The 21600-nt window shown below is 72.8% G+C and carries 19 protein-coding genes; 6 read left to right on the forward strand and 13 right to left on the reverse strand.

Features of this window, described 5'->3' with window-relative positions; translation table 11 throughout:
• Positions 1 to 23 precede the first annotated feature (23 nt).
• The 11 genes from ABEA82_RS06295 to ABEA82_RS06345 form a co-directional block, all read right to left on the reverse strand.
• Positions 24 to 773, reverse strand: coding sequence for a spherulation-specific family 4 protein (locus tag ABEA82_RS06295; RefSeq protein WP_345660368.1), 750 nt, complete (start codon positions 771 to 773; stop codon positions 24 to 26).
• Entirely contained in the window at positions 761 to 1720 is a 960-nt protein-coding gene (locus tag ABEA82_RS06300; protein ID WP_345660369.1) for an NAD-dependent epimerase/dehydratase family protein, read from the reverse strand. The genes ABEA82_RS06295 and ABEA82_RS06300 overlap by 13 nt, the downstream gene beginning before the upstream one ends.
• Positions 1721 to 2021: 301 nt before the next feature.
• Positions 2022 to 3233 (reverse strand): hypothetical protein, encoded by a 1212-nt coding sequence (locus ABEA82_RS06305; protein ID WP_345660370.1) that lies wholly within the window; start codon positions 3231 to 3233, stop codon positions 2022 to 2024.
• Positions 3230 to 4951 (reverse strand): DUF3492 domain-containing protein, encoded by a 1722-nt coding sequence (locus ABEA82_RS06310; RefSeq protein WP_345660371.1) that lies wholly within the window; start codon positions 4949 to 4951, stop codon positions 3230 to 3232. The genes ABEA82_RS06305 and ABEA82_RS06310 overlap by 4 nt, the downstream gene beginning before the upstream one ends.
• 189 nt (positions 4952 to 5140) lie before the next feature.
• The gene (locus ABEA82_RS06315; protein WP_345660372.1) at positions 5141 to 6721 is read right to left on the reverse strand and encodes a dipeptide ABC transporter ATP-binding protein; all 1581 of its coding nucleotides are present in this window, start codon (positions 6719 to 6721) and stop codon (positions 5141 to 5143) included.
• A complete protein-coding gene (locus ABEA82_RS06320) occupies positions 6718 to 7716 on the reverse strand; it encodes an ABC transporter permease (protein ID WP_345660373.1) in 999 nt (332 codons plus the stop codon). Before ABEA82_RS06320 ends, ABEA82_RS06315 begins: the two co-directional genes overlap by 4 nt.
• Positions 7713 to 8726: an ABC transporter permease gene (locus tag ABEA82_RS06325; RefSeq protein ID WP_345660374.1), complete on the reverse strand. Its 1014-nt coding sequence runs from the start codon at positions 8724 to 8726 to the stop codon at positions 7713 to 7715. The genes ABEA82_RS06320 and ABEA82_RS06325 overlap by 4 nt, the downstream gene beginning before the upstream one ends.
• Positions 8727 to 8749: 23 nt before the next feature.
• Entirely contained in the window at positions 8750 to 10468 is a 1719-nt protein-coding gene (locus tag ABEA82_RS06330) for an ABC transporter substrate-binding protein (RefSeq protein ID WP_345660375.1), read from the reverse strand.
• Between the two features lie 185 nt (positions 10469 to 10653).
• Positions 10654 to 10746, reverse strand: coding sequence for an Ms4533A family Cys-rich leader peptide (locus ABEA82_RS06335; protein WP_311774658.1), 93 nt, complete (start codon positions 10744 to 10746; stop codon positions 10654 to 10656).
• A 68-nt stretch (positions 10747 to 10814) separates the two neighbouring features.
• The gene (locus ABEA82_RS06340) at positions 10815 to 12344 is read right to left on the reverse strand and encodes a DUF3152 domain-containing protein (protein WP_345660376.1); all 1530 of its coding nucleotides are present in this window, start codon (positions 12342 to 12344) and stop codon (positions 10815 to 10817) included.
• Between the two features lie 8 nt (positions 12345 to 12352).
• Positions 12353 to 13393, reverse strand: coding sequence for an alpha/beta fold hydrolase (locus tag ABEA82_RS06345; protein ID WP_345660377.1), 1041 nt, complete (start codon positions 13391 to 13393; stop codon positions 12353 to 12355).
• A gap of 250 nt (positions 13394 to 13643) precedes the next feature.
• Between ABEA82_RS06345 and ABEA82_RS06350 the strand changes: the two genes are divergently transcribed.
• From ABEA82_RS06350 to ABEA82_RS06365, 4 genes are all read left to right on the forward strand, one after another.
• On the forward strand, positions 13644 to 13868 hold the full coding sequence (locus tag ABEA82_RS06350; RefSeq protein WP_345660378.1) for a hypothetical protein: 225 nt from the start codon (positions 13644 to 13646) through the stop codon (positions 13866 to 13868).
• A gap of 204 nt (positions 13869 to 14072) precedes the next feature.
• Positions 14073 to 14720, forward strand: a complete 648-nt coding sequence (locus tag ABEA82_RS06355) for a TetR/AcrR family transcriptional regulator (RefSeq protein WP_345660379.1) — start codon at positions 14073 to 14075, stop codon at positions 14718 to 14720.
• 135 nt (positions 14721 to 14855) lie between these two features.
• The gene (locus ABEA82_RS06360) at positions 14856 to 15083 is read left to right on the forward strand and encodes a DUF3107 domain-containing protein (RefSeq protein ID WP_030232462.1); all 228 of its coding nucleotides are present in this window, start codon (positions 14856 to 14858) and stop codon (positions 15081 to 15083) included.
• Between the two features lie 269 nt (positions 15084 to 15352).
• Positions 15353 to 15622 (forward strand): hypothetical protein, encoded by a 270-nt coding sequence (locus ABEA82_RS06365; protein WP_345660380.1) that lies wholly within the window; start codon positions 15353 to 15355, stop codon positions 15620 to 15622.
• A gap of 61 nt (positions 15623 to 15683) precedes the next feature.
• Here ABEA82_RS06365 and ABEA82_RS06370 read toward each other — a convergent pair whose 3' ends face one another.
• Complete coding sequence (locus ABEA82_RS06370) at positions 15684 to 16433, reverse strand: ferritin-like domain-containing protein (protein ID WP_345660381.1); 750 nt, start codon at positions 16431 to 16433, stop codon at positions 15684 to 15686.
• A gap of 480 nt (positions 16434 to 16913) precedes the next feature.
• On the opposite strand from ABEA82_RS06370, the gene ABEA82_RS06375 reads away from it, so the two are divergent.
• The gene (locus ABEA82_RS06375; RefSeq protein WP_345660382.1) at positions 16914 to 19628 is read left to right on the forward strand and encodes a DEAD/DEAH box helicase; all 2715 of its coding nucleotides are present in this window, start codon (positions 16914 to 16916) and stop codon (positions 19626 to 19628) included.
• Between the two features lie 130 nt (positions 19629 to 19758).
• The gene (locus tag ABEA82_RS06380; protein WP_345660383.1) at positions 19759 to 20631 is read left to right on the forward strand and encodes an alpha/beta fold hydrolase; all 873 of its coding nucleotides are present in this window, start codon (positions 19759 to 19761) and stop codon (positions 20629 to 20631) included.
• Here the strand turns inward: ABEA82_RS06380 and ABEA82_RS06385 are convergent.
• Positions 20628 to 21521, reverse strand: a complete 894-nt coding sequence (locus ABEA82_RS06385) for an NYN domain-containing protein (protein ID WP_345660384.1) — start codon at positions 21519 to 21521, stop codon at positions 20628 to 20630. The two genes, ABEA82_RS06380 and ABEA82_RS06385, sit on opposite strands and share 4 nt — an antisense overlap.
• Between the last annotated feature and the right edge of the window lie 79 nt (positions 21522 to 21600).

Genomic DNA, 21600 nt, shown 5'->3' on the forward strand with positions numbered 1-21600 from the left:
CCGTAACAGTGCCATGTGCTTTTTCATTCCGAGACACCTGTTCCGATCCGCGAGACGATTTCGTCCCAGTAGCCGGGCATGGTCTCCCAGGGGTCGGTGCGGCCGCCGCAGTCCGTGCGGTCGGTGAAGTAGATCGTCGCGGCGCCCTGCCAGCGGGAGATCCGCAGCGCCTCCTCCAGGTGGGGGCGGGGCACGCCGTGGACGAAGTGGCAGAAGCGCTCGGGCGCGTGATCGACGGTCCACTCGGCCACCTGCGACCAGCGGTAGTCGCTCCACGGGCCGGAGAAGGTGACCAGCTGGTCGGCGAGCTCGGCGTAGCCCGGATGCGGGTGGATGCCGTGGCCGAGGACGATGTGGGCACCATCACGGATCACCCGGAGGGTGGCGACCGTTCGGCGCACCTCGGACAGCCCGGCATGGTCCGCCGGGCAGCGGTCCAGGAGGAAGCCGTCGACCCGGTACCAGTCGACGAAACGGTGGGCGTCCCCGATCAGTTCGCCGAAAGCCCGCGTGCCGTACCGGGTACTGAGATGGCCGAGGACCCGTACGCCCGCGTTGCGCAGGCGGCCGGTCGCCTCCAGGCAGTGCGGGTCGGGGCGGGCCCCCGGGCCGTCCGCCACGTTGAGGACGACCCAGTGCAGCGGGGTGCCGGGCCGGGCGAGTGCGCCCCACTCGGTGGGGGCGAGCAGGGGATGCGCGTAGCCGGGGACACCGACGCCGGTCCGGAGCTCCGTGCCGGAGGTGCGGTGCCGTCTGCTGGTCAGATGCGGCATGCCGCCTCCATCCAGATGTCGGCGAGGGACTCCTCGAGCCCGATCCGGGGGCGCCAGCCGAGCCGGTCGCGGGCGGTGCGTACATCGGCCTGCTGCCAGCTGCCGCAGCCGTCCGGGTACGGGAAGGTGACCGGGGGCGCGTGGTCCGAGTCGGGGCGGGGGTGCCCGATGGCGGGGCGCAGCGCGCCGGGCGGGCTGTCGAGTTCGTGGAGGGCACCGCCGTATCCGGCGACGCGGGCGAGGACCGCGGCGGCGTCGCGGAGGCGTACGGCCCGGCCGGAACCGATGTTGATGACGCCCTGCGCGGCGGAGAGCGAGGCGGCGTGCACGGCTCGGGCCACGTCACGGACGTCGACGAAGTCGCGCTGCGCGCCGAGACCGCCGAGTTTCAGTTCGCCGTCGCCGGACTGCATGGCGCGGCGCATGGCCTCGGCGAGCCGGCCCAGCGGGGAGCCGGCGGGGGTGCCGGGTCCGGCCGGTGAGAAGACGCGCAGCACCACGGCGTCCAGGCCGGAGCCGAGGACGAGCTCGGTGGCGGCGAGTTTGCTGACGCCGTACGGGCCGCCGGGCCGCGGCACGGCGTCCTCCGCCGTGGAGGAGCCGGGCTGGCTGGGGCCGTACTCCGCGCTGCATCCGATCTGCACCAGCCGGGCTCCGCAGCCACTGCGGCGCAGGGCCTCGCAGACGGTGGCCACGGCGACGGTGTTGTGGCGGGTGAGCTCACGGGCACCGCCCCGGGTGGCACCGGCGCAGTTGACGACGACACCCGGGTGGACCGCGTCGAGGAAGCGGGTGAGGGCACCGGGGCTGCCGGACGCGAGGTCGAAGCGGACGTCGGCGTCGTCGCCGCGGCCGAGGGCGGTGAGCTGCACGGCAGGGTCGGCGAGCAGGCGGTCGGCGACGAAGCGGCCGATGTAGCCGTTGGCTCCGATCAGCAGGACTCTCATCGCGCGGCTCCCGGGGCGGCCGGGGCTCCTGGGTGGGTGGTCATGTCGGTTCTCCTTGGGGACGGGACGGACGGGGTGATGCGGAGGGGACGGACGGGGTGATGCGGAGGGGACGGACGGGGCGATGCGGACGGGACGGACGCTGTGATGCGGACGGGGAGACGCGGGCACCTTCGGCGGCGGGGCCGGACTCAATGGCTGCGGGGAGCCTCGACGGCCAGGGACCCGGGGTGCCGGCGGATCGGGGACCCGGGACGCCGGCGGCTCGGGCGGGTGCGGGCGTGCCCCGCTCCGGTCGGGGTCACGGCGCGTGCCCCCGGGGGGCGTGGGCCGAGGCCCTGGTCAGCTTGTGAGTGGCGTGGATCAGGAGGATCAGGGCCGCCGCTCCGCAGGCGAGGGTGGGGACACTGCCGACACCCCAGGTGGTGACGAGGGTTTCGGCGGGGGTGGCCAGGAAGCCGCAGCCGGGGAGACGGGACGCGAAGACCGAGGCGAGGGTGGCCGTCTGGACGCCGGCCGTCGCCGCGAGGACGACGGCGGGGGCGTGGGTGAAGCCGTGGGTGGTGAGGAGGCGGGCCAGGAAGAGGAGGGCGCCGAGGGTGAGGACCTCCGCGTAGGCCGCGGGTTCGTCGAGGACCGCGGTGCAGAGGGTGAGCAGTGCCGTCAGGGCACCGAGGAACAGGGCGAAGGTACCGAGCAGCAGCGGTCGTACGGCGGCGGCGAAGTCCTCCAGGCCGCGGCTCGCCTCGAGCTTGCGGCGGGCGCGGGCGGTGAAGAGGTGGGCTGTCCACGCCGCGGGCGCGCAGGCCAGGGTGAGGGCCAGGACAGGGGCGGCGGTGAGCGGCCAGGGGCCGTCGGCCGTGCCGGTGGGCAGGCCGTCGGGGCCTCCGGCGACGGCGCTGCGGAGCAGGCCGTCACCCAGGAGGGAGTAGGCGAGGAGCCAGCAGACCCACGTGGCGGTCCGGCGGGGGGTGGCGCGGTCGCTCGGGCTCAGGGGGCCTCGGCGTGCGGCGGCGCGGAGGGCCAGGGCCACGGCGAGCGTGCCGGCGACCGCCGCGAGGAGGCGGGACCGGCCGTGGGTGAGGTGGGTGGCGGTCATGGCGGCGGCGCACAGCGTGCCGGGCAGGAGCGTGAGGAGGACCCGGCCGGCGCGCACTCGTGGGGCGTCGGGCGTGGCGGGCCGGGGCCCGTCCCCGTCCCGGGAGACCCGTGCGAACATCTCCTCCGCCAGGGAGAAGACGTCCCGGTGGCGGAAGCGGGCGGCGGTCCGGTCGGTGAGGCCGTGCGCTTCCAGGCCTGCCGCGATCTCCAGGGGGTCCACCGCGCGTTCGCACAGCTCGCGGTGGCGGTGCATCAACACCTTGACGGGGTCGGCGGCACCGCGCCGCGTGGCGGACGGTCCGCGGCCGGCGGGCTTCTCCGTGGCGGCCGGGTCCGCGGTCACGGGGCTCAGCGCCTGCTCCGGGCCGGAGTCCCACGCTCCGGGGTTGTCCAGTTCGTCCAGGTCGTTCATCGTGCTCCCTCCGGGGCCGGGACGGGGTCGGCACCTCGTACGGGTCGGTCCGTCGCCCAGCCGGGGGCGCTCCGGCCGGCGAGTGGGGGTGTCGAAGCGGACCAGCGGACGGGGACGTGGGCCTCGGCGGGGTGGGCGAAGGGCAGCGGCTCCCCCGCCTCGTCGAGAACGACGCGGCGGACCGGGGTTCGCGAGACGATCTCGAGGTACATGCCGTGAAACGCCTCGATGTTCTGCTCGACCGTGAACAGTTCGAGGGCGCGGGCGCGGGCGGCGGCACCCAGGCGCGCACGGCGCTCGGGGTCGCGCAGCAACGCCACGCACGCCTCGGCGAGCGCCCGGGGATTGCGGGGCGGGACGACGAGGCCCGTGCCGCCGATCACCTCGACGACCGCCCCGACGTCGGTCGACACGGTCGCGCGCCCGCAGAGCATGGCCTCGACGAGGCCGATCGGGAAGCCCTCGACGACGCTGGACAGGACCGTCACGGCGCCCGAGGCGTAGGCGTCGGAGCGGGCCGGGAGCTCAGGCCCGCCGATCTCCTCGAAGGACACCGGGTTGTCGCCGGCGGCGTGCGGGCCGTCGGCCTCGTCGGGGAAGAGCTGGGCGGCCAGGGTCCGGCAGTGGCCGAGGTAGGCCGCGCCCTCGGGGCCGGTGGGCGCTCCGACGATACGCAGCCGCGTCGCCGGCTCCCGCTTGCGGATCTCCGCGAAGGCGTGCAGCAGCGAGACCAGGTCCTTGGCGGGCTCGACGCGCCCGACCCAGACGAGCGTGCCCGGGTCGGCGCACTCGGGGGACTCGCCGACGTCCGCGAAGGGCCGGGCGTCCATGCCGGGGTAGACGGTGCGGAGCTTCTCGCGGTCGGCGCCGCAGCGCTCCTGCCAGCGGCGGGCGTGCGCGTTGCCGGCCGTGACCAGGACGGCGCGTGCGTAGGCCTCGGTCGCGAGTCTGTTGTGGAAGGCCGCCAGCAGGGACCGCACGGCGGGTGGGGCGTCCGGGGCGGTGAGGTAGTGCGTCCGCAGGCGCACGCCGTACTCGGTCACCAGCAGGGGCACGCCGGTGAAGTGCCGGGCCAGCAGGCCCGGCAGGGCGGCGGTGCCGCCGGACGCGGCGTGGCAGAGGTCGACCGTGCCCAGCCCGTCGTCTGCGTACCAGTCGAGCGAGAGGGGGCGCAGGGCGCGTTCCAGATGGCCGGCCACAGCGAGGAGGTCCGGTACCCGAGCCTCGCGTGCCGCCCGGTGTGCGCCGGGCGCACGACAGGCGCGTTCCAGTGTGCGGACGGCCGCCTCGGAGCGGAGCGCTCCTGCCAGTCCGCCCTCCTCGCGGGCGAGTTCGGCCAGTCCGTACAGCGCGTTGGCGAAACGGTCCGCCTCAGGGGTCAGCGCCCCCATGGAGGGTCCCTCGGCAGCCGCTGAAACGCCTCCGGACACCCCGCACAGCACGGCCGCCAGTTCACCGAAGCACTCGGTGAACCGCCGACGGGCACGGCGGCCGAGGACCACTCCGTCGTCCTCGGACATCCACAGCGGCGCGGTGCGCACCCTGCGGACATGCGGGGGCAACGGGATCCAGCCCTCGTCCTCCTGGTGCTCGCTGCGGCTGAGGGCGTAGACGTCGAACTCGTGCTGTCCGAGTCCGCGCACCAGCCGGTCGCACCAGAGCCTGGCGTCACCGCTCACGTACGGATAGCCACCCTCGGTAAGCAGTCCGATGCGCACGAGTGCACCCCCGATCTCCCGTATGGGGAGCCGCCGTTGCCCGGCGACTCGCAGCGGGAAGAACGTATGCGGACAAGGCGGTGGTGCGACGGACGGTTGTCCGTCGCACCACCAAAAGGGGTGAACGGTCGTAACTTTCCTGTGCGGGTCGCGTTTTGTCGCGCTAGGGGATCAACCGGACACGGCTCGTCACACTGTGGCCAACTCCCGCCGGGCGGCCCTGCGCCGGGCCGCGAGCTCCGGGTCGAGCGCCGGTACGGCGGCGAGGAGCTGCCGGGTGTACGGGTCCTGGGGGTCCTCGTAGACCTGGTCGGCGGGGCCGGACTCGACGATCCGGCCGCGGCACATCACCGCGACCCGGTCGCTGACCTGGCGTACGACGGCGAGGTCGTGCGCCACGAAGACCAGCGCCAGTCCGAGTTCGCGCTGGAGCTCTCCCAGGAGGGCGACCACTTGGGCCTGTGTGGTGACGTCGAGCGCGGAGACGGGCTCGTCGCAGACGATGACGCGTGGGTCGGCGGCGAGCGCCCGGGCGATGCCGACGCGCTGACGCTGACCGCCGCTGAACTCGTGCGGGTAGCGGTCGTGGTGCGCCGCTTCGAGCCCCACGCGCTCCAGCAGTTCCCGTACGCGCTCCCGGATGCGCCCCTCGTCCCGCTCTCCGCGTGCCCGCAGCGGGTCCGCGATGGACTCCCCCACGCTGCGGCGGGGGTTGAGGGAGGAGACGGGGTCCTGGAAGACCATCTGCACGTCCGGCCGTACACCGCCGCCCGGCTCGATCCGTCCCGCCGTGGGTTCGAGCAGCCCCACCAGCATGCGGCCCAGTGTCGTCTTGCCGCTGCCGCTCTCGCCGACCACGCCGAGGGTCTCGCCGCGGTGCAGGGTCAGGGACACGTCGTCCACGGCCGTGAACGCCCGCTTCCCGCGCCCGAACTCGCGCCGCAGTCCCGTGGCCCGGAGGACCACCTCACCGGACGCCTCGGAGGGGGTGCGCGGCGCGTCCACACGCGGGACCGCGGCGAGCAGGTCCCGGGTGTACTGCTCCGAGGGCGCGCCCAGGACGGCGGTGACCGGCCCGTGCTCCACCGCCCGGCCGTGCCGCATGACCAGCACCTCGTCGACGCTCTCGGCGGCCACGCCCACGTCGTGCGTGACGAGGAGCAGGCCCATGCCGGTCTCCTCGCGCAGGGTGTGCAGGAGGTCGAGGATCTGGGCCTGCACGGTCACGTCCAGGGCCGTCGTCGGTTCGTCGGCGATCAGCAGGTCGGGCCGGCAGGCGAGCGCCATGGCGATCAGGGCGCGCTGCCGCATGCCGCCGCTGAACTCGTGCGGGCGCGAGCGGGAGCGCCGGGGGGCGTCCGGAATGCCGACCCGGTCGAGGACGTCGACGGCACGCGCGCGTGCCTCGCGTCGTGACACGCGCGCGTGGGCGCGGTACACCTCGGCGATCTGGTCGCCGACCGCGTAGTACGGGTCGAGGGAGGACAGCGGGTCCTGGAAGACCATCGCGGCCTTCCCGCCGCGCAGCCGCCGCAGTGCGTCGTCGGAGGCCTGTTGCACATCGGTGCCCGCGACCTCGATCGTGCCGCCGACCCGTGCTCCGGTCCCCCGGTGCAGGCCCAGCAGGGCCGAGGCGACCGTGGACTTGCCGGAGCCGGACTCGCCGACCAGGGCCAGGGCGGCGCCCTGCTCCAGGCGGAAGGAGAGCCCGTCGACGGCGCGCAGTTCGCCGAACTCGACGGTGAGGTCGCTCACTTCGACAAGACTCATGTCAGCACCACCCGTCGGTCGGCCATCGCGTACAGCACGTCCGCGACAGCGCCTGCGAGGACCACGAAGAAGCCGGTCACCAGGACCATGCCGATGACCACCGGCAGGTCGACGACCTTCACCGCCTGCACCATCGCCTGTCCGATGCCGGGCAGCCCGAAGAGCGTCTCGGTGAGGACGGCCCCGCCGAACAGCACTCCGATGTTGTTGGCGTTCACCGCGATGAGCGGCGCCACCGCTCCGCGCAGCGCGTGCCGCCAGATGATCGCCCGCTCGGCGACGCCGTACGCGCGGAAGGTCCGTACGTGGTCCTCGGCGAGGGTCTCCAGCATCGAGGAACGGGTCAGCCGGGCGTATGTGGCGGACTCGATCAGCGCGAGCGACAGCCAGGGCAGCAGCAGGTTCCAGGCCCACTGCTCGGGGTCGTCGGTGAAGGCGACGTACTCCGGGAAGGGCAGCAGTTGCAGCTGTCCGCAGACGACGATCATCAGGACCAGGCCGATGACGAACACGGGCGTGGCCGTGCCGGCGAGGGTGAGGCCGGTCAGCAGCCGTTCGGTGAGCCGGCCGCGCCGCCACACCGACAGCACGCCGGTGCCGATGCCGATGACCAGCCACAGCACCATGGCGCCGGCCGCGAGGGAGGCGGTGACCGGCAGCTTCGTCAGGATCAGGTCCATGACCGGCTGGTCGCTCTGGTACGACAGGCCCAGGCAGGGCGCCGGGCAGTGCAGCACCGACGTGCCGGTCGAGTAGTCCTGGCCGGCGAAGAGACCCGCCAGGAAGTGCAGGTAGCGCTCGTACAGCGGGTCGTCGAGCCGCAGTTGCTGGGCGACCTGCTGGACCTGTTCCGGTGAGCAGCGCGGGCCGCAGGTGATCTGGGCGACGTTGCCGGGCGTGACGTAGAAGACGACGTAGATGATCACGGAGAGGGCGAACAGCGTCACCAGGGCGCCGAGGGCGCGGCGCAGCACAAAACCTCCGAAGCCGGTCACGAGGCGCCTCCCCGGTCGGCCTTGGCCTCCCGCTTGCGGCCCGTTCCGACGCGCAGCCGCGAGGCCGCCCGGGGGTCGAGGGCCGTGCGCACCCCGTCGCCGAGGACGGTCAGCGCGAGCACGGTGACGAAGAGCGCCGCGGCGGGCAGCAGCAGGTACTGCGGGGCGGCCTGGTACCAGACGTTCGCGGCGGTGAGCATCTGCCCCCAGGAGGGGGTCGGCGGCTTCACGCCCACGCCGAGGAAGGACAGGGCCGCCTCGACGCTGATGTTCTGCGGGACGAGCAGCGCCGAGTAGGTGATGACGGGCGCCGCCAGGCCGGGCAGCAGCTCGCGGCGGGCGATCCGTGCGGTGCCCCAGCCGCTGAGCCGCGCCGCGGAGACGTAGTCCAGCTGCTTCAGGGTGAGCGTCTGGGCGCGCACCATCTTGGCGAGCGTGCCCCAGCCGGAGACCAGGCCGACGACGAGGGCGACCAGGACCGGGCGGGGGAAGCTGGTGGGCACGATGGCGAGCAGGGCCAGCGCGATGACCATCAGGGGCATGGACACGAAGATGTCGGCGATCCGGGTCACCACGAGGTCCACCCAGCGGTTGCCGAGCCCGGCGACGATGCCCAGGACGACGCCGAGCAGCAGCTGCACCACCGTGGCCGCGAGGGCGACCCCCAGCGACACCCGGGCGCCGTACACCAGCCGGGCGAACAGGTCGCGTCCGGTCTGCGGTTCGACGCCCAGCCAGTGGTCGCCGCTGATGCCGCCGAAGGAGCCGATGGGCACGCCTCCGCGCGCGGAGTCGACGAGCGACGGGTGGTACGTGGTCGGGTCCTGGCCCTCCAGGGCGGTGAGCAGCGGCGCGGCGAGCGCGACGAGGACGAGCAGCGCGACGACGGCCGCCGCGACGAGGGCGGCGCGCTGCGTCCGCAGCCGCCGCCAGAACGGACGGGCCCCCGAGGCCGCCGGGACGGGGGTGTCCGTCCCGGCGGCCTGGGAGGCCAACAGGGCCTCACTCATGATTGCTTGACCAGCCCCGTCGACTACTTGACCGCGACCTGCGAGATGTCCAGCACACCGGTCCAGTCGCTGATCACGACGTTCTTGACGTCCTTGCCGTACAGGCGCTTGTAGACGGGGTGGAACAGCGGGACGGTGAGGGCCTTCTCGCCGATCTTCTTGTCCAGCGCACCCCACCTCTCGGCGGCCTGGTCGAGATCCGTCAGCTTGTTGATCGCGTCGATCTCGGCATTGACCGACTTGTCGTTCAGCAGGCCGGTGTTGAAGTTCGCGCCGTCCTTGACGATCTGCCGGCCGTCGAAGATCGGGGCGAGGAACGGGCCGCCGGAGGGCCAGTCGGCTCCCCAGTGGGCGAGGAAGAAGCCCGGCTCGGTCTTCACGCTGTGGATCTTGTCGGAGTAGTCGTTCTCCTCCAGACCCTGCAGCTTGACCGTGATGCCGGCCTTCTTCAGCGCGTCCTGGATCGCGGTCGCGATCTCCGGGCTGGTCTCGAAGTCCTTGGCGTTGGAGTGCGTCAGCGTGACGGTGAGCCCGTTCGGGTGGCCGGCCTCCTTCAGCAGCTCCTTGGCCTTGGCCGGGTCGCCGGCCTTGCCCGCCGGGAAGAGGTCGTAGGGCGTGTAGCCGAAGGACTTCTGGTTCGGCAGGAAGGTGGTGGCGGGCTCGGCGAGCGCGGATCCCCCGGCGGCGTTGACCACGGACGACCGGTCGATGGCGTACGAGATCGCCTGCCGCACCTTGGGGTCGTCGAACGGCTTCACGGTCGGGTTGAACGCGATGTAGTTGGTGTAGCCGAAGTGCCCGGTGCCGACGCGCGAGGCGAGGTCCTTGTCGCCGGTCACCTTGGCCAGCTCGGCGGGGCCGAGATTGGTGTCCGTGGTGACGGCGGCGGCGTCCGCCCCCTGGGACGCGGACAGCCGCTGGTTGATCACGGCCGAGTCCAGGCCGGACCGTACGTCGATCTTGTCCGGGTAGGCCTTGCGTTCGGCGTCGGTCGAGGCGGACCAGTGCGTGTTGCGCTCCAGGACCAGCCGCTCACCGTCGTTCTCGTTCCGCACGACCTTGTAGGGCCCGGACGAGACGGGGTGCTCCTCGTACTTGGTGCCCGTGTCCTTGCTCTTCGGGACGGGCGTGAACTGCGTCTGCGTGGCGAGGTAGGGGAACTCGCCCTCGGGCTTGTTCAGATGGAAGACGATGGTCCGCTCGTCCGGCGTCTCGATCGCGTCGAGGCCCTTCTTGTCCTTGTACGGGCCCTGGTAGTCGGCGGCTCCGACCAGCCAGTCCCGCAGGTAGGGGGCACCGCCGGAGAGCTCGGGGGCGAAGGATCGCTCGATGCCGTACTTGATGTCGGCCGAGGTGATCGGGGTGCCGTCCTCGTACGTGAGGCCCTTCTTCAGGGTGTACGTCCACACGGTCGCGCCCTTGCTGGGGCGCCCGGTGTCGGTGGCGAGGTCCGGGACGACCTCGGTGCCGGCGGCGCCGTTCTCGCGGTTGCGGGTGGTGAGCGTGCGGAAGACCAGGGACGGGACGTTGCCGCCGCCGGAGGTGTACAGCCGTGCCGGATCGAAGTCCTCCTGCGGGCTCGCGTTCAGCACACTGAGGGTGCCCCCCTTGTGGGGCGTGGAGTCGCCGCCGGCGCCCTTGGCATCGTTGTCCTTCGGCCCGCAGGCGGCGGCGCCCGCTGCCAGGACCAGGCTGACGGATGCCGCGGCCACGCGGCGCGCTGTGACGGACGGTTGGCGCATCGGAATGACGACCTCTCGGATGGTGTCCCGGATCGCGAGACGAGTAGACGATGGGTGAGACGAGGCTGAGCAGACGTCTCCCCGGGCGCCGGGTCGTCGAAGATGCCGCGACCGGGGTCACGGACAGGCCGTGACGGAGGTCACAAAAGAGAGGGTGGGTTCGCGACGCGCGCCTGGGGCGGGCGTCAGCAACAGTGGATGTCGGCCACGCAGAGCGGGGTCACGCCGATGAGCGCCAGCTCGATGGCGGCGCGAACGGAGACGTGGCGGGGCGACATGCCCAGAAATATGAACGAACTTTCGGCGCCTGTCAACGCGCGACGTGGGCCGTTCCCTGTGACGCCTGTCAACTCCTGGGGTACGGCCAGGGGTTGGCCCGGCAGTGGATGCCGTCGTGGTCGAGGAACTTGGTCTGCTGCTGCATGACCGGGGCGAGGTCGCCGTTCTTGTCACAGGTGACGTGGTTGTAGCCGAGGCGGTGACCGACCTCGTGGTTGATCAGCATCTGCCGGTAGGCGTGGATCTTGTCACCGTATGTCTCCGAGCCCTGCGCCCACCGGTAGGCGTTGATCATCACGCGCTCGGTGGAGAGCGAGTCGCAGGAGACGTTGTCCACGGTGGTGTCCAGGCCGGACTTGGCGCACCAGTCGGCGGTCGTGCCGGGGCTGGCGAGGGTGATCACGAAGTCGGGCTTGCCGGAGTGGATGCGCTCGAAGGTGCGGGCGCCGTTGTGGGCCCAGCTGCGCTGGTCGTTGAGCGTCTTCTGCACGGCCTCGGCGAAGAGCGCGCCGTCGAGCCCGAGCCCCTGCTCCACGTCCACCCGGTAGGTGAACTTCTGTCCCGAGCCCGGGGCCTTGGCGATGCCGGGGACGGCGTCGAACGTCCCCGAGCCCTTGAGCTTGGCGCCGAGCGGGTAGGTCCTGGCCATCGCCTCGCCGTACGTCAGCGCCGTCGTACCGGAGTCCGGGGCGGGCGCGCGGCCGTCCGCCCCGGACGCGGAGTCCCGTACGTCGCCGCGGCCCTGTTCGGTGGCGGACTGCGACTGCACGCCGGCACCGCCGTTGTCGTCGGCGACCTGACCGGCGACGACAACGGCCAGCACGGTGGTGACGGCGGCTGCCGCGATGCCGGTGAAGGTACGGCCCTTGGCGCCCTTGCCCGGTGCGGGTGCACCGGTGGGCTCCGCGTCGTCGTGGTCGCGGTCGCGGTCATGGTCGTGGTCGTCGGAGCGACCGCCTGCCGGGGTGCTCGCGTTCCAGCTGCTGACGGAGGCGTAGGCGTCCGCCGCCTGTGCGGAGGCGGGCGTACCGGGCGCGAAGACGTCGGCACCCTCCCCGAAGGCGTCGAGGTACTCCTGCCGCGGTCCGGGCACGGGCGCCCGGCGCTGCCGCGGTATCGGCGCGCCGTCGGCCTTCAGCTCACCCCAGCCGCCCCCGGCCTCCCGCTGCTCGGGATGCCCGCCGCGAGCCTGCGGGAAGCCGTGCGGAGGGGTGCCGTCGGACAGCCGGGGCACCCCGCGCGCGGGGGTGCCGTCCGGAAGCCGTGGACCACCTCGGGCCGGGGTACCGTCCGGTTGCCTGCCTCCCGGCGAACGCGGAATGCCTTGGGCAGGCGTCCCGTTGCCCGGGGCGCCCGGGGCGGGACGTGGCCCCGGCGTGCGCCGAGGGGCCGGGCCCTGGGGCGGCCAGCCGGTCTGTCCGGAGCGCGGCGGTGCCGTGCGTTCACCCCGGCCGATGTCCGGCGCCTGATCCTGACCCGGACCCGGACCCTGGCCCTGACCCGGCCACTGTCCCGGCCCGGTCCGGCCTTCCCGTACTGCGGTTGTGTCCGCGGTGTCGCCCTTGGCGACGGGCCCGCGGCGGCTGTGGCGTCCCACCTCGCGCCTCAGCCCCCCATGCTCTCGTCGGTGTGTTCCTCGTCGGCGACCCGATCCGCCCGGGCGTCCACCCGCCGCGCTCGCCGCTCGCCCAACTCTCCCGCATCCTCGAGAAGTTCGCGAAACGCCAAGGCCACGGTCTCCGGGTACTCCATCATGGCCACGTGTCCCGCGTCCGGCAACGTCACGAGACGTGAGCCTCGGAAGGCCCGGGCCGCCCGCTGCGCCATGCGGAAGCCGACGAGCTGGTCCCGGCCGCCGTAGACGAGAAGGGTCGGCGCGAGGACCCGTTCGGCCTGGCGCCACAGACCCTGCTGGCCGCCCAGCGTGTACGCGTTGACGATGCCACGCGCGGAACGCGCCATCGCGTCCCAGAAGTACGGCAGCCGCAGCCGCCGCTCCATCTCCTGCACGGCGTTGCGGAAACCTTCCGGCGTCACCCGGCCCGGATCCCCGTAACACAGCGCCATCACACCGCGGACCCGCTGCTCCGCCGTCCAGCCCCGGGTGAGCCGGGTGAAGAGCAGGGCGACGCCGGGCACCGCGAGCAGCCCCGTCGGAACGGCGGAGCGCTGCACTCGGATCTCGGGCAGAGCGGGCGACACGAGCGTGAGCGTACGGACGAGATCGGGCCGTACCGCCGCGACACGAGTGGTGATGGCGCCGCCGAGCGAGTTGCCGAACAGGTGCACGGGGCCGCGCCCCGTGGCATCGAGGTAGCGGATCACCGCGCGCGCGTGCCCGGTGACGGAGTAGTCGCCGTCGTCCGGCGGCGGGGAGTCACCGAAGCCCGGCAGGTCCAGGGCCTCGCTGTCGACGACGTCGTCCAGCAGCGGCATGAGCGCCGACCAGTTCTGCGAGGAACCCCCGAGCCCGTGCACGTACAGCGCGGGCGGCAGCCCCTCGCGCGCGGGGCGTCGCGAGCGCACCGTCAGTGTGACCCCGGGCAGTTCGACCGACCTGAGCCGCTCGCCCTCCGCGACCCTGACGCCCCCCACTTTCGGCAGCACGTTGGCGGGCGGCACGAACGGCAGCTCGGTCGAAGACATGCGGCAATGTTACGAGACGATCACGTAGTGGCTCATGTGTTCGCCGTCACAGGAATCGGCCATCGAGGAGCATCGGCCATTGAGGAGCGAGGAGGGGGGCACCCGAGAAGCAGCCGGCGGTATGCGCACCGCGTCACGTCGTGAACGCGGATGGCATGGCGTCCGGATCGGGTGTCTCCTAGGCTCGGACAGAGGGCACCCGCGTGTGGCCCCTGCATGCACAGGGACGTTCGTAGGAAGGGAGCCCAGCATGGCCGTTGACCCCACCGACCCTGAGACGTTCGAGGCCGAGAACGCGCCGGAAACGCCGGAGTACGACGTCGAGGCCCCCGAGGTCGACGCGGCCGAGCAGCACGCGGACATCACGCCGGACCGCGACGACCCGCTGACCGGCGTCGACCCGGAGCGCGCCAACGAGGCCGATCTGGTCGAGCAGGCCCGGGTCGTCTCGCTCGACGAGGACGACTACCGCTGACGCACGCCGCCGGAGGGCGACACTGAGCACCGGTGAACAGGAAGGGAGCCGCATTTTGCCCGCTCTATCCCTGTTTGAAACCTTCTCAACCACTTTCGTAACCGTCCGGTCCGTGAAATTCTGCGCTCTCACCGCGCACACCACGGTTACCGAAAAGTACGATGGCGACGCGGCCAGATCCGCAGGACGACTATGGGAGGCGGCGTGACAGCCATCGAGCAGACAGAGGCGGTTCGCCCACGGGGCACACGCCTGCCACGCCGTGCCCGACGGAACCAGCTCCTGGGCGCCGCCCAGGAGGTCTTCGTGGCCCAGGGCTACCACGCGGCCGCGATGGACGACATCGCCGAGCGCGCCGGCGTCAGCAAGCCCGTGCTCTACCAGCACTTCCCGGGCAAGCTCGACCTCTATCTCGCGCTGCTGGACCAGCACTGCGAGTCGCTCATCCAGTCCGTGCGGAGCGCGCTGGCGTCGACGACCGACAACAAGCAGCGCGTGCGCGCCACGATGGACGCCTACTTCGCGTACGTCGAGGACGACGGCGGAGCCTTCCGCCTGGTCTTCGAGTCGGACCTGACGAACGAGCCCGCCGTGCGCGAGCGCGTCGACAAGGTCACCAACGAGTGCGCGGAGGCCATCTGCGACGTCATCGCGGAGGACACCGGCCTCTCGCGCGCGGAGTCGATGCTCCTCGCCTCGGGCCTGGGCGGTCTCGCCCAGGTGGTGGCCAGGTCCTGGCTGCACAGCGACCGCAGTGTGCCGCGCGAACAGGCGGTGCAGCTGCTCACCTCGCTGGCGTGGCGCGGCATCGCGGGCTTCCCGCTGCACGGGACGGAGCAACAGCAGCACTGACGGCTGCTTTGTTCCCGGCGGGTGTTCGCTCGTGGCGTTCTCACCCGGAGCATGCAGGTCCCCTCACCGGGCTAATGTGTGCTGCGTACGGCGCGGAAGGTCGCGCACATCACTGACCGTCGGAGGGACATAGCCGTGGAGGTCAAGATCGGCGTGCAGCACGCGCCCCGCGAGATCGTTCTGGAGAGCGGCCAGAGCCCCGAGGAGGTCGAGCGCGTGGTGGCCGAGGCACTGGCCGGGAAGTCGCAGCTGCTCAGCCTCGTGGACGAGCACGGCCGCAAGGTCCTGGTTCCGGCCGACCGTCTCGCCTACGTCGAGATCGGCGAGCCGGCTCCGCGCAAGGTGGGCTTCGGAGCGCTGTAGGCGCACCACGTGGGACGGGGCGGGGCGGCTGTGTGCCGCCCCGCCCCGTTCGCGTTCTCCCCGCCCCGTCCTGCCGGCCCGTTCTCACGGCCGGTCCTGCCGGCCCGTTCCGCCGGCCCCGTTCCGCGTACTCCGCACTCGCGCGGCACACGGGTTCCTCCACGGATGGAGCACAAGTCGCCCACGGGGGTGGATTGGATTCCGCAGGTCAGGGGTAAGACGGGCTACGACCGATTTGGGCAGGCCGCCCGTGTGGGAGGGACCCCGACATGCTCCTGGAAGCGCTGAGCTCCGCGATCCTCGGCCTGGCTCTGGCTTTGGCGGCGTCGTACCGCCTGCCGCACCGTCTCCCGGCGCGCCCGCTGGTCCTCTCGACCGGCGTCGCCGGCGCGCTCTTCGGCGCGTTCGTGATGCACAGCGCGCTGGAGGCCGGGCATCTGCTGGTGGTCCTGCTCGGCGCGGTGATCGTCTCGGTGGCCTCACTGTCACTGCTGCTGCGTCCCGCGGGGCGCCTGCGCCGACGATCAGCGACGGCGTAGCCGGACCGTCAGGGGCGCGCGGAGCCGCGCGCCCTGCCGGAAGACCACCTGACGACGAGCGCTACGCGGCCAGGCCCAGCGCGGCCATCCGCTTGGTGTGGGCCTCGGTGATCCGCGAGAACATCTTCCCGACCTCCGCCAGGTCGAAGCCGTCGGCGACGCCGCCCACGAGCATGGTCGACAGCGCGTCCCGGTCGGCGACCACACGCTGCGACTGCGACAGGGCCTCGCCCATCAGCCGCCGCGCCCACAGCGCGAGCCGACCGCCCACCCGGGGGTCGGCGTCGATCGCGGCCCGCACCTTCTCCACGGCGAAGCCGCCGTGCCCGGTGTCGTCGAGGACCGCCAGCACCAGATCGCGGGAGTCGGAGTCCAGCCGCGCGGCCACCTCACGGTAGAAGTCGCTGGCGATCGAGTCGCCGACGTACGCCTTGACGAGCCCCTCCAGCCAGTCCGAGGGGGCCGTCTGCTTGTGGAACCCGTCGTACGCGGCGACGAACGGCTCCATCGCCCGCGTCGGCTCCTCGCCGATCTCCGCGAGCCGGTCGCGCAGCCTCTCGAAGTGGTGGAACTCGGCCGACGCCATCTTCGCCAGCTCTGCCTTGTCCGCCAGTGTCGGTGCCAGCTTGGCGTCCTCCGCGAGCCGCTCGAACGCCGCCAGCTCCCCGTACGCGAGCGCACCGAGCAGGTCCACGACCGCGGCGCGGTACTGCGGGTCGGCGGACGCCGTCGCCCAGTCCTGGGCGGCGACTCCGGTGTGTTCGGCGGGGGCGGTTTCCGGGGCGTTCGCAGGCTTGTCAGAGCTCGTCATGAAGCGCACAATAGCCCGCCCGCCGGGAGGCGTAAGGCCCTGGTGAATCACTGTGACGACGACTACGTGACCAAATCGGCCATCGCGTGTGCGGCAATCCGGGGTATGGTGGTAATGCGCCTGCTGGTACGTCGACGTACCTCGACAGGCCGCACGTATGAGGATGCCCGGTCGGTGGCCCGATCGGCTCCGACCCGACAGCCCTCGTCGGCCGTCCGCCACAGTGCGTACGAGATCCGGAGGGGGACACCCTCAGCGGCATGAGCGCTAGAGCGTCGGCGCGGTCCCGTGCTCTACGGCCCGCCCGTAGGCAGCCGACGTCCCCGGCACGGTCCGACAAGACCCCCGCGCTCGCCTCGCGCCGCCCCACACAGAAGAGGCAGCACCCTGACTACGACGTTCCGAGAGCTCGGAATCCTCCCCGAGACCGCCGAGGCCCTGGAGGCCGTCGGCATCACCACCCCCTTCCCCATCCAGGAGATGACGCTCCCCGTGGCCCTGTCGGGCACGGACGTCATCGGCCAGGCCAAGACGGGCACCGGAAAGACGCTGGGCTTCGGCCTGCCGCTCCTCGAGCGTGTCACCGTCCCCGCCGACGTCGAGGCCGGGCGCGCCCGGCCCGAGGACCTCACCGACACCCCGCAGGCGCTCGTCGTCGTCCCCACGCGCGAGCTGTGCCAGCAGGTGACCAACGACCTCCTGACGGCCGGCAAGGCCCGTAACGTCCGCGTGACGGCGATCTACGGCGGCCGGGCCTACGAGCCCCAGGTCGAGGCCCTGAAGAAGGGCGTCGATGTCGTCATCGGCACCCCGGGCCGGCTGCTCGACCTCGCCGGTCAGAAGAAGCTGAACCTGAAGCACGTCAAGTGCCTGGTCCTCGACGAGGCCGACGAGATGCTCGACCTGGGCTTCCTGCCCGACGTCGAGAAGATCATCAACATGCTTCCGGTGCGGCGCCAGACGATGCTGTTCTCGGCCACCATGCCGGGCGCCGTCATCGGCCTGGCCCGCCGCTACATGTCGCAGCCCACGCACATCCGCGCCACGGCGCCGGACGACGCGGGCGCGACGGTCGCGAACACCAAGCAGTTCATCTACCGCGCGCACAACATGGACAAGCCCGAGATGGTCGCGCGCATCCTCCAGGCCGAGGGCCGCGGGCTGGCCATGGTCTTCTGCCGCACCAAGCGCACCGCGGCCGACCTCGCCGACCAGCTCAAGCAGCGGGGTTTCGCCTCCGGCGCGGTCCACGGCGACCTCGGCCAGGGCGCCCGCGAGCAGGCCCTGCGCGCCTTCCGCAACGGCAAGGTGGACGTGCTCGTCTGCACCGACGTCGCCGCCCGCGGCATCGACGTCGAGGGCGTGACCCACGTCATCAACTACCAGTCGCCGGAAGAGGAGAAAACGTACCTGCACCGCATCGGCCGTACGGGCCGCGCGGGCGCGAAGGGTACGGCGATCACTCTGGTCGACTGGGACGACATCCCGCGCTGGCAGCTGATCAACAAGGCGCTGGAGCTGGACTTCAACGACCCGCCGGAGACGTACTCCACCTCCCCGCACCTGTTCTCCGACCTCGGTATCCCCGAGGGCACGAAGGGCGTCCTGCCGCGCTCGGAGCGCACGCGCGCCGGGCTGGACGCGGAGGAGCTGGAGGACCTGGGCGAGCCGGGCGGCCGCGCGCCGCGCGGGCGCGGAGGCCGGGGCCGTGGCGACCGGGACGAGTCCCGGTCGGCCGACCGTGAGCGTTCGCCGCGTACGCCGCGACGCCGCCGCCGCACCCGCAACGGGGCGCCGGTGGACGGGGCACCGGAGTCAGTCGGCACGACCACGCCGGAGACCACGGCCACGGGCGGCGCCGCCGAGGCGGAGGCCGTCACGGCACCTCGCACCCCGCGTCGCCGTCGCCGCACCCGCGGCGGAGCCCCGTCCGAGTCGGCGCCGGTCACGGCGGTCGAGACGCCCGCGTCCGAGCAGGCGGAGAACGCCGTGGCGACCGCGGAGGGCACCAGCACGGAGGCGACCGAGGCGGCGGCCAAGCCGCGCCGACGCCGTACGCGCAGGTCGGAGACGCCGGTGGAGACGCCGGTGGTGGAGACCGAGGCCGCGGTGACGCCGTCGGACACGAAGCCGACGCCCTCGGCTGAGGCCCCGGCGGACGCGGACGCCGCATCGGTCGCGACCGCCACCAAGCCGCGCCGCCGCACCCGCAAGACCACCGCGGCATCCGCGGCCGAGGCTGCTGTCGACACGGCCGAGGGAGCCATAGAGGCCGCCCCGGAGCCGACGGAGACGAAGCCGCGCCGCACGCGCAAGGCCGCCACCGCGGCGGAGGACGCCGTGGACACGGCCGAGACCGCCGAGGCCGAGCCCAGGCGCACGCGCACGGCGACGGCAGCGGCCGAGACGGCCGTCGACACCGCCGAAGCCACGGCGACCAAGCCCCGCCGCACCCGCAAGTCGACAGCGGCGGCGGACCCGGCCGACACGGCTGACGCCACCGAGGCCAAGCCGCGCCGGACGCGGAAGACCGCCGCAGCGGCCGAGACGGCCGTCGACACCGCCGAGGCCACCGAGGCCAAGCCCAGGCGCACGCGCAAGGCGACAGCAGCGGCCGTGACCGCCGTCGACACCGCCGAAGGCACGGAAGCCAAGCCCCGCCGCCGCACCCGCAAGGCCGCCGAGACCGCCGTCACCACCGCGGAGATCCCGGCCCAGGCCGCTCAGGAGCCGGAGACCGTCGAGGCCAAGCCGCGGCGTGCCCGTAAGGCGACGGCCAAGGCCGAGGCGAGTGCCGACACGGCCGAGGCGGCCGAGGCCAAGCCGCGCCGCACGCGGAAGACCGCTGCTGCCGAGGCTCCGGTCGCGGAGGCCACCGAGGCCAAGCCGCGCCGGACGCGGAAGACGGCCACAGCCGCCGAGGCCGCCGTCGACACCGCCGAAGGCACGGAAGCCAAGCCCCGCCGCCGCACCCGCAAGGCCACCGAGACCGCCGTCACCACCGCGGAGATCCCGGCCCAGGCCGCTCACGAGCCGGAGGCGGCCAAGGCCACGAAGCCGCGCCGCACGCGGAAGTCCACGGCGTCCACCGAGGTCTCGCAGGACGCCGAGGTCTCGCAGGACGCGGCCGAGGCGAAGCCGAAGGTCCGTCGCACCCGCAAGGCCACGGCCGCCGCGGAGCCCACGGAGGGCTGACACTCCCCCCGACGGCCCGGTCCCACTCAGCGTGGGGCCGGGCCGTCGGCCTTTCCCGGGTGCGGGCCATCGCGGACGCCCCCCGTCGGCACACACTCCCGACCACGCCCCCACCCGTTACCCTCACCCCGTGACCAGGCAACCGACCTTCGCCCCGCCCCCGGGCGCCCGCGCGTACCACCTGCGCACGACCCGCGGCGAGTTCGCCGTCGTCGACTCGTCGCCGAGGACGGAGGCGGAGGTCAAGGGCGTCGCCCTGATGGTGCCCGGATTCACCGGGAGCAAGGAGGACTTCGGGCTGCTGCACGAGCCGCTCGGGGCGCGTGGGTACCGGGTCGTCGCCGTGGACGGGCGGGGACAGTACGAGTCGGACGGGCCGGCGGACGACGAAACCGCCTATGCCCAGCGGGAACTGGCGCGGGACGTGCTCGCGCAGGCCGCCGCGCTGGGCGTGCCCGTGCATCTCGTCGGCCATTCGCTCGGCGGGCAGATCGCCCGTGCGGCCGTGCTGCTCGACCACTCCCCCTTCCTCTCCCTCACCCTCGTCTCGTCCGGCCCGGCGGAGATCTCGGTCTCGCAGCGGCAGCGCGTGAAGCTGCTGCGGGACGCGCTCGCCGTGATGTCGATGGAGAAGGTGTGGGAGGCCATCGAGGCGATGGGGCCGCCGGAGGAGGTCGGCGGGCCCGCCCGCGGCCTGGGCGACCAGGAGCAGTTGCGCCGCCGCTGGCTGGGCAACAAGCCCGCCCAACTCCTCGCGACGGGGCGCCAGCTGTGCACCGAGCCGGACCGAGTCGCCGAACTGGCGGCCGTGCCGCTGCCGTTGCATGTGCTGTCGGGGGCGCACGACGACACCTGGCCGGTGGCGATCCTCGACGACATGGCCGCACGGCTGTCCGCGCACCGCACGATCGTCATGGGCGCCGAGCACTCCCCGAACGCCGACCAGCCCCTGCCCACGGCCCGGGCCCTGGCCGACTTCTGGGACGGCACCCGCGCGGCCTAGTACAGGGTCCGCAGATGCTCCCAGAAGCCGTCCCGCAGCGACCGCCGCAGGTCCGCCTGCCCCCGCAGCGAGTGCTGCAACAGCCCCTCCGCCTCCACCAGTAGATCCTGGTCCACCGAACCGGGCAGATAGGGGTGCCCGGGCAGCAGCTCCACCAGCGCGTCCCGGCCGCGCGCCGCCAGCCACTTCGCGGCGATCTGCGCGCCCACGAACCGCACGTCCTCGCGGGTGGGCCGGCCCGTGGTCGCCTCGTAGGCGGCGGCCGTGCGGCGGGAGACGTACGGCTTGAAGAAGTCGAGGTCCAGGGTGCGCTGGCTGTCGACCTCCCACAGCAGCGGCTCCGCCTGGTTGCGGCCGTCGGGTGCCTCGATGCCCCAGAGGTGGACGCGGGCGCCGTAGCCCTGGGCCGCCTCCACCGCCGACACCAGGTCCTCGTCGCCGCCGAGCAGGGCTGCGTCGCTGATGGCGCGGTGCCGGGCGAGTGACTCCAGGTCGGTACGGATGAGCGAGTCGACGCCCTTCTGCTGGTTGTTGGCGTTCAGGTTGCCCAGCCGCACCTTCACGTCGGGCAGCTCGGCGATGCTCTGCTGCTCCGCCGTGTGGATGCGGCGGCGGGCGCCGTCGTACCAGTAGACCCGCAGCAGCCTGCTGTCGGCGAAGATCGTGCGGGCCCTGTCGATGAGCGCGTCGATCAGGCCCTCGGCGTCCAGGTCGAAGGCCCGGCGGTCCTCCGTACCGGAGACGAGCCGTCCCGCGGCGGCGTAGAGGTACCCGGCATCGACGAAGATCGCATGGGTCGAGGGCGTCTTCGCCACCTCGGCGAGCATGCGCTGGAGCAGCTCGTTGGTGCGGTCGATGCGGGCGCTGAGGGCCGCGAGGTCGTCGTTCATCACCTCCATTCTCCCGGCGGTCACGCTGCGGGCACAAACGGTCCCGGTCGGTCTCGTAACGACACTCTTACGGCTCAGT

This window comes from Streptomyces venetus (genome assembly GCF_039540295.1).
Taxonomy (GTDB): Bacteria; Actinomycetota; Actinomycetes; order Streptomycetales; family Streptomycetaceae; genus Streptomyces; species Streptomyces venetus.

Bases quoted from the DNA above. Each gene is read 5' to 3' on its own strand.
- ABEA82_RS06295 (WP_345660368.1), bottom strand. From the start codon at position 773: ATGCCGCATCTGACCAGCAGACGGCACCGCACCTCCGGCACGGAGCTC.
- ABEA82_RS06300 (WP_345660369.1), bottom strand. From the start codon at position 1,720: ATGAGAGTCCTGCTGATCGGAGCCAACGGCTACATCGGCCGCTTCGTC.
- ABEA82_RS06305 (WP_345660370.1), bottom strand. From the start codon at position 3,233: ATGAACGACCTGGACGAACTGGACAACCCCGGAGCGTGGGACTCCGGC.
- ABEA82_RS06315 (WP_345660372.1), bottom strand. From the start codon at position 6,721: ATGAGTCTTGTCGAAGTGAGCGACCTCACCGTCGAGTTCGGCGAACTG.
- ABEA82_RS06325 (WP_345660374.1), bottom strand. From the start codon at position 8,726: ATGAGTGAGGCCCTGTTGGCCTCCCAGGCCGCCGGGACGGACACCCCC.
- ABEA82_RS06330 (WP_345660375.1), bottom strand. From the start codon at position 10,468: ATGCGCCAACCGTCCGTCACAGCGCGCCGCGTGGCCGCGGCATCCGTC.
- ABEA82_RS06335 (WP_311774658.1), bottom strand. From the start codon at position 10,746: ATGTCGCCCCGCCACGTCTCCGTTCGCGCCGCCATCGAGCTGGCGCTC.
- ABEA82_RS06345 (WP_345660377.1), bottom strand. From the start codon at position 13,393: ATGTCTTCGACCGAGCTGCCGTTCGTGCCGCCCGCCAACGTGCTGCCG.
- ABEA82_RS06350 (WP_345660378.1), top strand. From the start codon at position 13,644: ATGGCCGTTGACCCCACCGACCCTGAGACGTTCGAGGCCGAGAACGCG.
- ABEA82_RS06365 (WP_345660380.1), top strand. From the start codon at position 15,353: ATGCTCCTGGAAGCGCTGAGCTCCGCGATCCTCGGCCTGGCTCTGGCT.
- ABEA82_RS06370 (WP_345660381.1), bottom strand. From the start codon at position 16,433: ATGACGAGCTCTGACAAGCCTGCGAACGCCCCGGAAACCGCCCCCGCC.
- ABEA82_RS06375 (WP_345660382.1), top strand. From the start codon at position 16,914: ATGACGCTCCCCGTGGCCCTGTCGGGCACGGACGTCATCGGCCAGGCC.
- ABEA82_RS06385 (WP_345660384.1), bottom strand. From the start codon at position 21,521: ATGAACGACGACCTCGCGGCCCTCAGCGCCCGCATCGACCGCACCAAC.